General features: G+C 42.0%; 10 protein-coding genes. 6 read left to right on the top strand and 4 right to left on the bottom strand.

All coding sequences use genetic code 11. The annotated features are described in order from the left end of the window. Positions 1-9: 9 nt before the first annotated feature. The 3 genes from JZ784_RS16175 to JZ784_RS16165 form a co-directional block, all read right to left on the bottom strand. A complete protein-coding gene (locus tag JZ784_RS16175; RefSeq protein WP_346315588.1) occupies positions 10-1,617 on the bottom strand; it encodes a bifunctional aspartate transaminase/aspartate 4-decarboxylase in 1,608 nt (535 codons plus the stop codon). A gap of 50 nt (positions 1,618-1,667) precedes the next feature. Beyond that, entirely contained in the window at positions 1,668-3,353 is a 1,686-nt protein-coding gene (gene aspT / locus JZ784_RS16170) for an aspartate-alanine antiporter (RefSeq protein ID WP_346315587.1), read from the bottom strand. Positions 3,354-4,384: 1,031 nt separating this feature from the next. Continuing rightward, positions 4,385-5,194 carry a siderophore-interacting protein gene (locus tag JZ784_RS16165; protein ID WP_346315586.1) on the bottom strand — a complete coding sequence of 270 codons (810 nt, stop codon included), beginning with the start codon at positions 5,192-5,194 and terminating at the stop codon, positions 4,385-4,387. Positions 5,195-5,419: 225 nt separating this feature from the next. Between JZ784_RS16165 and JZ784_RS16160 the strand changes: the two genes are divergently transcribed. Further along, the gene (locus JZ784_RS16160) at positions 5,420-6,742 is read left to right on the top strand and encodes a condensation domain-containing protein (protein WP_346315585.1); all 1,323 of its coding nucleotides are present in this window, start codon (positions 5,420-5,422) and stop codon (positions 6,740-6,742) included. A 36-nt stretch (positions 6,743-6,778) separates the two neighbouring features. On the opposite strand, the gene JZ784_RS16155 is transcribed toward JZ784_RS16160, so the two are convergent. Further along, positions 6,779-7,552, bottom strand: coding sequence for an SDR family oxidoreductase (locus JZ784_RS16155; protein ID WP_346315584.1), 774 nt, complete (start codon positions 7,550-7,552; stop codon positions 6,779-6,781). Between the two features lie 183 nt (positions 7,553-7,735). Here JZ784_RS16155 and JZ784_RS16150 point away from each other — a divergent pair, with 183 nt between their 5' ends. The 5 genes from JZ784_RS16150 (at position 7,736) to JZ784_RS16130 (ending at position 12,801) form a co-directional block, all read left to right on the top strand. Further along, the gene (locus JZ784_RS16150; protein WP_346315583.1) at positions 7,736-8,929 is read left to right on the top strand and encodes an isochorismate synthase; all 1,194 of its coding nucleotides are present in this window, start codon (positions 7,736-7,738) and stop codon (positions 8,927-8,929) included. Positions 8,930-8,940: 11 nt separating this feature from the next. Continuing rightward, the gene (locus JZ784_RS16145) at positions 8,941-10,608 is read left to right on the top strand and encodes an AMP-binding protein (protein WP_346315582.1); all 1,668 of its coding nucleotides are present in this window, start codon (positions 8,941-8,943) and stop codon (positions 10,606-10,608) included. A 17-nt stretch (positions 10,609-10,625) separates the two neighbouring features. Continuing rightward, positions 10,626-11,276 carry an isochorismatase family protein gene (locus JZ784_RS16140; RefSeq protein WP_346315581.1) on the top strand — a complete coding sequence of 217 codons (651 nt, stop codon included), beginning with the start codon at positions 10,626-10,628 and terminating at the stop codon, positions 11,274-11,276. Then, the gene (locus JZ784_RS16135; protein ID WP_346315580.1) at positions 11,273-11,512 is read left to right on the top strand and encodes a phosphopantetheine-binding protein; all 240 of its coding nucleotides are present in this window, start codon (positions 11,273-11,275) and stop codon (positions 11,510-11,512) included. The genes JZ784_RS16140 and JZ784_RS16135 overlap by 4 nt, the downstream gene beginning before the upstream one ends. A gap of 122 nt (positions 11,513-11,634) precedes the next feature. Then, positions 11,635-12,801 (top strand): type III PLP-dependent enzyme, encoded by a 1,167-nt coding sequence (locus JZ784_RS16130; protein WP_346315579.1) that lies wholly within the window; start codon positions 11,635-11,637, stop codon positions 12,799-12,801. Positions 12,802-13,007: the final 206 nt, after the last annotated feature.

Genomic DNA, 13,007 nt, shown 5'->3' with positions numbered 1-13,007 from the left:
AACAAGACTTTATTTTTTACTTTTTGATTTCTTAGCCGCTAAGTACTCTTTATGAGCATCTTCTGCAAAACGCCGTAAAGAGTCGCCAATTGCCGCATATTCAAACTCATTTAAATTTGCCAAAGACGCACGTGCGGAAGGATGCTGTACAGCAAATCCAGAACCTGGCAGTAAAACTACGCCCGTTTCCTCTGCTACACGGAAAAGCAGTTCGGTTGGGTTCTTATTTTTCATTACCCAATCGGCAAATTCATCGCCATATAATATGCGTGAAGTGGTTTCTAAATTAACAAGGGTGTAGTAATCAACAGCATTTGGATCTTGAGGAACATCAACACCAAGCTGTCGATAGAGTGCCGCGTCACGTTCTCTTACAACAGATTTGACCGCTTCCTTATAGCTTTGACGAGAGTCCATTAAATTAAACAAGGCAAATAAAACCATTTGCACTTGCTGTGGAGTGGACAAACCTGCTGTATGGTTTAATGCCACATTGCGGCTATCTGCAACAATACGGTCAATGAACTTAAGGCTCGCTGGGTCCGTGGTTAAAGAGGAATAACGCTCTTCAAGTTCTTTTTTGTCTTTAGTCGGCAATTCTGTCAGTTTCTTATCAAGAACATTGTTATTGCTGAGTGCAATGATGCCTAATCGCCAGCCTGTTGCGCCAAAGTATTTAGAGAAAGAATAGACCAAAATGGTATTGTCTGGGCATATTGCAAACAGGGATTTAAAATTATCGGCAAATGTTCCATAAACATCATCGGTCAAAATAATTAAATCAGGACGTTTTTTGACGATATCCGCTAAAATTGCCAAACCTTCATCACTCATCTTCACTGATGGCGGATTGCTCGGATTGACTAAGAAGAATGCTTTAATAGAGGGATCTTCCAGTTTTCTAAGTTCAGATTCTGGATATTGCCAGTCTAAGTTTGGATCAGCCTGAATTAACACTTCTTCAAGCTGATAATCATTGAGTTTTGGGATTTCTAGGTACGGTGTAAAAATGGGTGCGCCAATTGCAATACGGTCACCATTTGCAATGATTTTATTTTCTTTTAATGAATTGAAAATATAGGCCATGGCAGCTGTGCCGCCTTCAACTGCAAATAAATCCAAGCCATCTTTAGGCATACTTTGTACGCCCATTTCACGCAAAATATATTCTTTGATAATGGTTTCACTAATTCTGAGCATTCGGTCAGGCACTGGATAGTTGCAGCCTAAAACGCCTTCAACCATTTCAAGTAAAAATGCATCAGGGTCTAAACCAAGCTGATCTCGGACATACGATACGGCTTTTCCTAGAAAAACCACGCCCGGTTTATCGCGGTTCTGCAAAATAAAGTTATCAAACCGGTTTTGTAACGCTACAGGGCGGGGAAATCCACCTAAACCCTCAGGCATAAATGAAAATGAAAACTCAGATTCTGTGGCAGAAAATAAACCAAGCTGGAAGAAGGCTCTGCGTGGAACAGTGGCCAAAAAGTTAGGATTTCCTCGGCCTGCATTAAGCATCATGCGGTCTGTTTTACTTTGAGCTATTTCGATGAGTTTATCTTTTAGTTCAAATGGGCTAAGTTTTGAATATTTAGTGTAATCAACATTCCCCATGAGGAGACTCCTTTTATATTAAAGCGGATTTTTTATTCAGATCGGCTGATTTAAGCCAAACCTACAATGAGTGGACCAAGTAAAGTTAAAAATACGTTTGCTAAAGCATATGTAATTGCAAATGGGACGGTAGGAATTGAGTTTCCAGCTTTATCAAGTACAGCACCAAATGCAGGGTTCGCACTGCGTGCGCCAGAGATTGCACCTGCCATTACTGCTACGTTGTCATAACGTAAAACATAGTGGGCGAATAACATTGCAAGAATCAGCGGAACAACAGTGACGACGACACCAATCATAAAGAGTGAGAGGCCGCTGTCTTTGATAGTTTGTATGGCTTGCAGTCCTGACTGCAGGCCAACGGCAGCAACAAAACCAGCCAAACCTAGATCTTTTAAAAGCTGAGAAGCCGCCAATGGCATATTGCCACGCACTTGATTGCGGCTGCGCAGCCAGCCAAATAACAGGCCAGATAATAAAGCACCGCCGCCTGCGCCCAGGGTAAGAGGAACACCGTCAATACGAATCACAAATAAACCGATGAGCAAACCAACGACCAGGCCAGCGCCGTGGAAAACCCAGTCTGTTTTTAAGCTAGTTTCTATGGCTTTACCGGCTTCTTTTACTAAACGCTGAAGGTCGTTTTTTGTTCCATAAACGGTTACAACATCACCTTGACGCAGTACAGTATCGTCATTCAATACTTGCACTTCATCATTGCGTTTAATGGAAAGAACAAAAATGCCGTGCTTTAAATAGGGCGGTGTATTTGCTTTAACATCCCCCAGCGTGCGATTGATGTATTTTGAATTGATTAAAATGACATCTGTTGTATCCATGACCATTTCCATGCCCTGAGAGGACTGGAGTTCTGGGCCAATTTTTTCAGATAATGCAACGACATTTGCGCGGCGCCCGACAATTAAAATGACATCATCTTCTTGTAAAACCAGATCTGCAGAAACATCTACAAATTGATTGTTGCGCTTAAGGCGTTCAATGGTAACGCTTGATCCCATTGCTTCAATTTCTGCAATGGTTTTTCCTGCAGCGTGCTTCACTTTATAAATACGGCCAACAATTTCAGGTACAGCAAGCTCTTGACCAGGAGCCAATTCAAAAGCGCCTTTTAGACGTTCAGATTGCGCTTTAAGTGCATCATCACGAATTTCGCGGCCCATGAATTTAGGCAGTATGTTTGCACAAATAATAATGGCGCCAAGTGAACCAAAGATATAAGTCACTGCGTAGCCAATTGCGACATTGGCTTGAAGCCTTTGAATCTCTGCAAGAGGAAGATCCAGTCTTGAAATTGCATCACCAGCAGTACCGATAATCGCAGACTGAGTCATCCCGCCAGCAGCGAGACCAGCAGCTAAACCTTTATCAAGATTGAAAAGCTTGGCCATAATTAAAACTGTAATTAGGCCAGTCACAGCCATAAAGGCTGCTAATAAAATTTCTTTAATCGATTGCGGGCCAAGCGATTTGAAAAACTGCGGACCACTTTCAAACCCGACTGCGTAAATAAATAATGCAAAGAGTATGGCTTTGACACCATTATCAATAGGGACACCAAGCAGGCTTAATACAACAGCAACAAGAAGTGAACCTGCGACACCGCCGAATTGAAACTTTCCAAACTGAAATTGACCAATCCAAAAACCGATTGCCAATGATAGGAACAATAGGATTTCTGGGCTATGTTTTAATTCATTTTGTAACCATTCAATCATTTTTGATTCTCACTTTATAATATGTCGTGCCTCTAGTTTTTAGGATGTTTTAAGTTTTACAGTATTCTTAATTCACAGTTTTTTTAAAATACTATGTGATTGATTCCTGTGCAAACATAAGGAATTTTTAGAACTTAGGGTATAGTTTATTTAAAGTATTTACTTATTAGCTATTTAGGGTGTTAAAGTCACTGAATATTCGAAGAGGAATGATTTTTTAGATACAAACGTATACAATAAACACCATAAAGTTACTTAATTAATTCATGATTTTTAGTTGGAAATTAATGAAAAAATATGATCAAAGTTTGTATGTAAATCATAGTTGATTTTTTATTTTAAATTGTAAGTGCTTATTGATTTTGCAGAAGTCTAGAGTTTTAAGCCTGCTTATCCAAACTAAGATTTTCTGATGAATGAATGCATTAAATCATATTGAAAATATTGGGATTTTTAGGGTAACTAATTGTTTCCTTATTTGGATTTCTCAGAAGTTTTCAATCTATTTTCACTGCTTTTTTCCTGCATGATTTAATGAGCGGGTAAACAGTGCAGGGACGTTTAATGAATTGATGAACAACAAAACTAATATCGCCATGAGTATTAAAATTGCCGTTACACTTATAGCCTTGATCTTTAATGCCCAGAATAAGATGGAATATGGTAGTTTTTTTGTTGTACAGGTGAATTCAATTCTTAAGTAATATTCGGAAAGAAATTTTTACATTTAAATTTATCTTCAAATAGCTATATTTATGTAGATGAGATTAAGCAATCTTGGGGGCGGTTGTATGAGGTAAAGCTGCGGTAAAGTGTTAATTAGTCCTCATAATAAACTCAGTGACGATTATGGTTATTAAGCTGCTCATAATCATAATAAAAATAACTTCATGTTTTAATTTCAATGTAAAAATCCTTATAAAATAATTAGCTGTATGATTATTTAACATTAACTCAAGCATTTAATGAGTTGCTTTAAAGTTTTATGTATTAAGGTTTTATGATTAGCGCGATTGAGCAGCTATATTTGCCTAAGCTGTATTGTCCATGACATGGTGGCGTTCTTGGTGATAAGACTCTTCTGTGTGGCCTTTTTTCCAATACGGGACTGCGTACAAATGCGTTTTTTTGACTTTATAAAGATGTTTAAACGCTTTCAGTAAAGACACGACCCGAGAATTTTCACCCGCTAAACTCACAGAAATTTGCTGTTGATTCCAATCTAATTGCGCTAATGAGGCATGAATTTGTGTTTCGGCATCTGGATGCTGAATCAGCCAATGTACTGTTACGGCAGCCGGATGTATCAGGGGGATGCAATCTTTTTCATCTTCAATTTCAATCCAAACTTCACCCTGAGCATGAGCCGGAAGCAGTTCTAAAGAAGCAGCAATCATCGGCAAGGCTGAAAGGTCACCAATAAAAATCCAGTAGTCTGCAGCTGGATGAAATCGTGGGCGGCCGCCAGGGCCCGCTAAGCCAATGACTTGCCCCAGTTGAGCGTTTATGGCCCAATTGGCTGCTGTCCCATAATCCGCATGCCGTACAAAATCGACCACCAAAAGTTGTTCATCCGCTAAAAAATTGCGGATGGTGTATGTCCGTGTAATTGGCTTTTGCCCATCAGGCCACAGCACTTTTCCTTGTTCATTGCGGTAAGGCAGCAGGGGTTTTAAGTGTGCTTGTTCTGAAAAAAATAACTTAATGTGTGCGCCATTTTGGTCGGTAGGGAAATCAGAAAAATCCTTACTTGAAAAATAGACCCGCTGCAAATGCGGAGATAATTGCTCAGAAGCATGTACACAAATATAACGCGGCGGTGTCGGTGATGGAAAAGCCATAGTTTTCTGCGTCTTAACGTTTAAGTAACAAATGGGGGACAGGTTTTGATGAATTAATCGAAAGATCTTGTGGTGCTAATGTAATGTAAATGAATATTGTTTGCAAATGATAATCATTGTATTTAATATCTAAAAGATGACTCAATTCAGTCAGACAACACACGTCCTATAAATACATTTCAATTTTTTATTCTTATAAAAAATGTTTGATCTACGGTGCTACACATGCAAACAATGGATTCTCTGGCTCCTTTAACCCGTGCACAACACAGTATGTGGAAAGGGCATCATCATCATGGCAGCTACCCATTCCATACTGCAGAATGGCTGGTCATCGATGGTCCGCTAAACCGGGAATTATTTCATCAAGCGATTGAATTCACATTAAAAGAGGCAAAGGCATTACATTGGCGAGCCCTTGAAAAAGATGGCAAAGTTTACCGTATAGATGATGTGGATATTCGTCCGCCACAATTTGCCGATTTATCGCATCTGGATGACCAAGCCATTTTAGATTGGGCGGATTGTGCGGTAGAACCGCCTTTTGATTTAAGCACAGGCCATTTATATGATTATGTTTTTGCCCATCTAGATGATAATAAATATGGGTTGTTTTTTAGAGCGCACCATGTGGCTCTAGACGGTTATGCCTATGGATTGATGATTAATCGCTTCTTAGATTATTACCAGTCTTTAAAAAATGCATCGGCTTTAAAAAACAAGGCTTTTGATCACTTTGATAAGTTTTTAGCAGATGAACAGCGCTATCTTGCTTCACCAAAAGCTGAGCAGGATTTACAGTTTTGGCGTGAAAATTTTTCTCATGAGCTTGCACCGAAAAAGCGCTTAAAGCGGAAGCTAAAACAGCCGTTTTATCAAGGCCCTCGTTATGAAGAGGTCATTGATTGGGAAACGCAGCAGAAAATGAACGCATTGGCTGCGGAGCTGAAATTGCCGAGTGCCATGGTGGTCATGGCCGTCATGATGAGTTATTTGGTTAAGCAGTCCGGTGACAGCAAGCAGTGCTTTGGTGTGCCGATGATGTCGCGTTTAGGGACTGCCTCAATGCGCATCCCATGTTTAGTCATGAATATTTTACCTTTACGGTTGGCTGGAACAGGACAAGAGAACCTTAAAGAAACCGTTCAGCTCCTAGCGCAGCGGTTTGCCGAAGTCAGACCGCATCAGAACAGCTATTTTGAACAAATGCGTTTTGTATTAGATGGATTTGATCCCTTTGACAACATTTTATTTGGCCCTATCGTAAACTGGATTCCTTATCCATTGCCTGAGTATTTTGAAGGCTGTCATTTAACAAAGACTACCATTTCTGCAGGTCCAATTGAGGACTTTGATATCGCGATCACCAATAAGTTTGTGGATGGCGTTGAGCGCTTATATCTTGCGGTCGATGGGCATAAAGAACTCTACAATGTCGAAGCTTTAGGCGAGTACTGGCATGACTTTATGCGCATGCTGCGCTTATGGCTGCAGCAGCCCGAGCAGTTAGCCAATCAATTAAGCATTGAAAAAAAACTGCCAGATTAAATCTGGCAGTGTTTAATACGCTTTATTTGCAGGCGATTAAACCCCGAGCGTTGCGCCGCCATCAACAACCAGTTCATGCATAGTAATTTGTTTGGCCTGATCTGACAGCAAGAACAAGGCGGCATTTGCGACATCTTCAGGCTCGGCAATTTTTCTCAGCGGAATGCCGCTGCGGTACTGTTCAAGGTTGCCTTCAATAATGCCCGCGGGCGGCTGATCATCCGTCCATAGCTGTTTTTGCATTTGAGTTAAGGTTGAACCCGGCGAAACCAAGTTGCAGCGGATGCCATGCGGTGCAAGCTCTAAAGCTAAATTTTTAAAGTAGTGGCTGACTGTGGCTTTTGTGGTGGCATATAACCCCATGTTCATGCGGGGAATAAGCGCAGCATTTGAGCTGATGCTGACAATGGCCCCGGATTGATAAGGAATCATTTGCTGGGCAACCCATTGAGACAGCAGGGCGGGCCCCATAAAGTTAACTGCTAAGTTGTGCTGCCATTGGGCTTCGGTGGTCTCTAGCAGGCTGCCCATTTCTAAAATGCCTGCGGCATTCACTAAGCCTGTAATAGGCTGTTCTGCCCAAGGGGATTGCTGAATACACTCTATCAGGCTATTGGTTCGCTTAATATTATGTGAAATTGCATAAAAATTTTGTTGTTCTGATGGGGAGAGTGTCTGAATGACTTGCCATTTTTGAGAGTCAGGCTGCAGATCTATCCCAATGACCTGATGGCTTTGTTGAAGTAATTTTTTTACCACCGCTGCGCCAATCCCGCGTGCGGCACCTGTCACAATAAATACTGTGGACATTTAAGCATCCCTTAATCGGTTAACAAAAAATAACGATTATCGTTACTATTTGAGAATAATAATCATTATAGTTGTTGCGTTCAACTACTTTAGCCAGAAGGCAGTAGGACTGAACATTTAAAAACATAATTGAAAGATGTGAGAGCAAATATGTTGGCAGTAGAACCATCAGTTTTTAAAAATATGATTGGAATAACCAGGGAGAATTTAATTGAAGCAGAAGTTGCCGGCTTTGTATTTGCGACACCTACGGGAACTATTTCAAGTAAAAAACTGCTCGAAAATATCCATTTTGAGCGTCAGCCGGAATTGTCTTTTGTCGAGCAGCAGCAGAAATGGCTGAAGCACGCACAGCATAAACTGCAGCAAAAAATCCAAGCGACCGGAAATTCTGAACTCATTTTGGTGGGAAGCTTGCCTTTCGATCATCGTGATTTACCTGAAATGTCGATTGCGGAAGCAAAAAATAGCTATGTTACGGATGGATTAAATTTTGCATCGCCTTTTGAAAGACTCTCACAAGTTCAAGCAACCCTTGTTCCCCCACAGGCCGACTATGTCGATGGTGTAGCGAAACTCGTTGAATTAATGAAAACAACTGAGCTGGAAAAGGCCGTTTTGGCGCGGGCAATTGATCTTCAATGTGAGCAAAAAATACCTGTTGTAGATTTATTCTATCAATTATTCAAGAATAATCCTGAAGGCTATACCTTTGCCTTGGCGCAGGATCCTAAAAAGTCTGGATGGTTTATGGGAGCCAGCCCTGAATTGCTGGTTGCCAAGCAAAATCAGTATGTGTTCAGCAATCCAGTTGCAGGAACCTTGGCGCGGAATGCCGATGCGCTAGAAGACCAAACGCAAGCGCAGCGTTTGCTGGAATCTGCAAAAGACCGGCATGAACATGCTGTGGTGATTGAAGCCATTGCGGATTTACTCTCGCCATTGTGTGACAAGCTGAGTATTCCGAAGTCTCCATCCTTAATCAAAACTCAAACGGTTTGGCATTTGGCCACTCAAATTCAAGGCACACTGAAAGATCCTGAAATGCATGTTTTCGATTTAGCCTCAATTTTGCATCCGACACCTGCTGTTTGCGGGCAGCCTGCACCTTTAGCGCGTCAATTGATCTCTGATTTAGAACCTTTCAACCGCAATTTATTTGCAGGCACGATGGGCTGGAGTGATGCTTACGGCAATGGTGCTTGGGCTGTGAATGTGCGCTGCGGCCGTATTTTTGAATATTCAGCACGGTTATATGCAGGTGCAGGTATTGTAGAGGCATCACAGCCGGCCAGTGAATTGAATGAAACAATTGCGAAATTTAAGACCATGCTGAATGCATTGGGCTTGAATGCCGATCAACTGACATATCAATAAGGCGCAGTGTCATGTTTAAACAAGCAACGAACGCACAGCATCTCTGGGACGGTATTGTGCAATATCCGCCTGAGTTTGTAGAAAAATATATAGCCAAAGGCTACTGGCAGGGGCAAACTCTTAGTGATTTCTTTATTGAATGTGCTGAAAAATACAGCCAAAACACTGCGCTTATTTGTGGCGCCCGCCAGTTCAGTTATGCGGATTTGCAGCAGCGTATAGATGCGTTTTCGGTGTATTTAAGCAAACAAGGTTATCAGCTGGGCGATAGCGTAGTGATTCAGCTCCCGAATATTGCTGAGTTCTTTATTGCCTATTTTGGCGCACTGCGTATTGGTATGCGGCCAATCATGAGTTTGCCCGCGCATCGTCACATTGAAGTCAGTCATTTTATTGGTCAAACCAATGCAAAGCTCTATATTTGCGCTGATAAATTTATGGGTTTTGACTACCGCAGGTTAGCGCATGAATGTCTGAAACGGTGTGAAAGTTTGCAGCGCGTCATTGTTGTGGGGGATGCCGGTGATTTTGATGCATGGCCTGAGACGGATCAGCCCCAAATGCAGCGCATCGTTCCGCCGCAATTGACGGCACGCCATGTGGCATTTTTCCAGCTTTCCGGCGGCAGCACAGGTACGCCAAAACTGATTCCGCGTACGCATGATGACTATTTATATAGTATCCGCGCCAGTGCAGACATTTGTGAGCTGAATCAGCAAACCAAAATGTTGATGGTATTGCCTGTTGCGCATAATTTCAGCATGAGTTCTGCCGGTTCATTGGGGCTGTTTTATTCTGGCGGCACGCTGGTTTTATCACAAGATCCTTCAGCAGCAGCATGTTTTGCTTTAATCAAAAAGCATGGAATTTCTCATGCTGCCTTAGTGCCCGCTTTAGCCGCATCTTGGGCTGAGGCCGTGAAAAAAGGGCAGGAGAATATTTTTCCCCGCCTTGCGGTACTGCAAGTTGGGGGAGCCCGGCTAGCCGATGCTTTGGCGCGTCAATTGACTGAACAATATCAGTGCCGCTTACAGCAGGTCTTTGGCATGGCGGAAGGTTTAGTCAATTACACCCGTTATGATGACGATATTGAGCAAATCATCTCGACACAAGGCAGCCGCATCAGTGAGGACGATGAAATCAAAGTGGTGGATGATGAAGACCAAGAGCTGCCGATAGGTGAAGTTGGGCATCTTTTAACCCGAGGGCCTTATACCATTCGGGGTTATTACAATGCGCCTGAGCATAACCGTAACGCATTTACGGTTGATGGTTTCTACCGCACGGGTGATTTAGTCCGCATCAATGCTGCAGGCAACATTATTGTAGAGGGGCGCAGTAAGGATCAGATCAACCGTGGCGGTGAAAAAATTGCCACTGAAGAAGTAGAGCAAGTGCTTAATCAGCATCCTCAAGTCATTCAATCAGCACTAGTCTCTATGCCTGATTCGATGCTGGGTGAAAAAAGCTGCGCCTATATTCAATGGCGCATAGATGGGCAAGACCCCAGTCAAACACGGCTAAGCATGCAGCTTCGGCAATATGTTCAACATTATGGCTTGGCAACTTATAAAATTCCAGATCATATTGAATTTGTTGAAGACATGCCTTATACCGCTTTGGGAAAAATAGATAAAAAAGCCCTCAGACAGCGTTTAGCTGCAGCACACATTTTATAAAATATATAGGTAAAACCATGGCTATTCCGCGTATCGCAAGTTATCCAATGCCGCAAGTACAGCAATTTCCAAGCAATAAAGTGAATTGGACGCTTGACCCAAGCCGCGCCGTACTTTTAGTGCATGACTTGCAGCAATACTTCTTAGATTTTTATGATCAAACACAGGCGCCTATTCCAGAATTGATACAGCATTGCCGTCAATTAATTGATCAATGCCATAAGGTCGGCATTCCTGTGTATTACACCGCGCAGCCGGGCGATCAAAGCTCAGAGCATCGCCAGCTGCTGACTGATTTTTGGGGTAAGGGCTTGGCAGCAGATCTCAATATGGTACAAATTATTCCAAGCCTTCAGCCTGAAGAGCAGGATACCGTTCTGACCAAATGGCGTTACAGCGCATTTAAGAAAAGTGATTTTGAACAGCGCATTAAAGATGCAGGCCGAGACCAGCTGATCATTTGCGGTGTTTATGCGCATATCGGCTGCTTATTGACAGCGGCTGAAGCCTTTATGCTGGATATGCAGGCCTTTTTAGTGGGCGATGCGCTGGCAGATTTCAGTTTAGAAGAACATGAAATGGCATTGAAATATGCGGCTGGGCGTTGTGCCAAAGTGGTAGATACCGCAACAGTCTTAAATGAACTTCAAACGGAGATTGTACGATGAGTCAGGCTGCTTTGACTTTGGAGGGGCTTCGTCAAACCATTGCGAAACAATTGGAAATAGACGCCAGTGAAATTCAAAATGATGACAATTTATTTATGCTCGGGCTGGATTCAGTCAGTTTGATGACGCTGGTTGGTCAGTGGCGTGAATTGGGTGTGAGCATTGAATTTCAGGATTTGGTTGAAGAGCCGACGCTGGCTGATTGGCAGGATCGTTTAAAGCGCAATCCAGCATAATGCAATGATATAACCCGAATGATTAATCTTAGGATTGATCACTTTATTAAACGGCCCTAGCCAATTTCAATAGCCAAAGGCCATTTTCGTTAAATGCGGTAAGTAACGCGAGTGGATCTTCCATGCAGTTAAATAATTATTATTCATCTCAACAATGGCAAAAAATTCAAGACTTTGCTGCGCATAAGCCAAGTCCATTTTTAGTGGTTGATTTAGACCGTGTTGAATTTAAATATCAGGAACTTCAGCAAAGTTTCCCCATGGCGCATATCTTTTATGCAGTGAAAGCCAATCCGAGCTGTGAAGTGCTGCGGCGCCTAGATCAATTGGGTTCATATTTTGATGTTGCATCAGTGTATGAATTGGATCGCGTGATTGGCTGCGGCATTTCACCAGAGCGGATTTCTTTTGGCAATACCATTAAGAAAGCGGCAGATGTGAAGTATGCCTATGATCAAGGCGTGCGTTTATTTGTCACCGATGCACAAGCGGATTTAGAGCAAATTGCACAGTTTGCGCCCAATTCACGGGTCTTTGTGCGTGTTTTAGTGGAATCAGGCACGACGTCTGACTGGCCATTATCACGCAAGTTTGGCTGTGATACCCAAATGGCAATTGACCTGATGGTTAAAGCAAAGCAGCTGGGACTTCAGCCCTATGGCGTTTCATTTCATGTAGGGAGCCAGCAGAATGATGTGACAGTCTGGAGAACTGCATTAAAAATTGTGAAAGAAGTTTTTGATACGCTTGAGCAGCAGCATGGCATTCAATTGGAATTGATTAATGCGGGCGGCGGATTTCCTGCACAGTATTTAGCAGAAATAGACACTATTCAGGATTACGCGCAACGCATTAAAAATTATATCAATGAAAACTTTCAGCGGAAAATCACGCTGTTTTTAGAGCCTGGTCGCTCTTTGGTGGGGGATGCAGGGGTCATTGTCTCTGAAATTGTGCTCATTTCGAATAAATCAGAACAGGATGACAAGCGCTGGATTTATACCGATGTCGGAGTTTTTAACGGCCTGATTGAAACGTTAGGGGAAATGATTAAATATCCAATTTATACGCCCAAAATGCAAAATAACGCGCCGAAGTCCAATGTTGTTTTAGCAGGCCCAACCTGTGATTCGACTGATATTATGTATGAAAAAGTACCGTATCAATTGCCGCAAGACCTGAAAATGGGGGACCGTTTATATTGGCTGAGTACGGGCGCATATACGACTTCATATGCATCGGTTGAATTTAATGGCTATCCGCCATTAAGAACATTTTACTTAGAATAATAATAGTATTTGTTTTTAAGCCCCAGCCTTAGATATTAAGATTGGGGCTTTTTTATTCAAGAGCATTTAATTGCAAAACATGAGGCTGTTGGCCATATAAACAAAATTCTTCGGAATTTTTTAAATTGCATAATATAAATCATAGCGCAATTGAGAAAATATAAATTAATGATAATTATTATGATTTATTAATGGAAATGATTATC

Origin of the sequence: Acinetobacter sp. CWB-B33, from assembly GCF_039655955.1 — a bacterium.
In the GTDB taxonomy this organism is placed as follows: Bacteria; Pseudomonadota; Gammaproteobacteria; order Pseudomonadales; family Moraxellaceae; genus Acinetobacter; species Acinetobacter bouvetii.
The sequence above is the reverse complement of the archived record's forward strand: the minus strand, read 5'-3'. Positions and strand labels throughout refer to the sequence as shown.

Bases quoted from the DNA above. Each gene is read 5' to 3' on its own strand.
- JZ784_RS16135 (WP_346315580.1), top strand. From the start codon at position 11,273: ATGAGTCAGGCTGCTTTGACTTTGGAGGGGCTTCGTCAAACCATTGCG.
- JZ784_RS16145 (WP_346315582.1), top strand. From the start codon at position 8,941: ATGTTTAAACAAGCAACGAACGCACAGCATCTCTGGGACGGTATTGTG.
- JZ784_RS16150 (WP_346315583.1), top strand. From the start codon at position 7,736: ATGATTGGAATAACCAGGGAGAATTTAATTGAAGCAGAAGTTGCCGGC.
- JZ784_RS16140 (WP_346315581.1), top strand. From the start codon at position 10,626: ATGGCTATTCCGCGTATCGCAAGTTATCCAATGCCGCAAGTACAGCAA.
- JZ784_RS16165 (WP_346315586.1), bottom strand. From the start codon at position 5,194: ATGGCTTTTCCATCACCGACACCGCCGCGTTATATTTGTGTACATGCT.
- JZ784_RS16160 (WP_346315585.1), top strand. From the start codon at position 5,420: ATGCAAACAATGGATTCTCTGGCTCCTTTAACCCGTGCACAACACAGT.
- JZ784_RS16175 (WP_346315588.1), bottom strand. From the start codon at position 1,617: ATGGGGAATGTTGATTACACTAAATATTCAAAACTTAGCCCATTTGAA.
- aspT (WP_346315587.1), bottom strand. From the start codon at position 3,353: ATGATTGAATGGTTACAAAATGAATTAAAACATAGCCCAGAAATCCTA.
- JZ784_RS16130 (WP_346315579.1), top strand. From the start codon at position 11,635: ATGCAGTTAAATAATTATTATTCATCTCAACAATGGCAAAAAATTCAA.
- JZ784_RS16155 (WP_346315584.1), bottom strand. From the start codon at position 7,552: ATGTCCACAGTATTTATTGTGACAGGTGCCGCACGCGGGATTGGCGCA.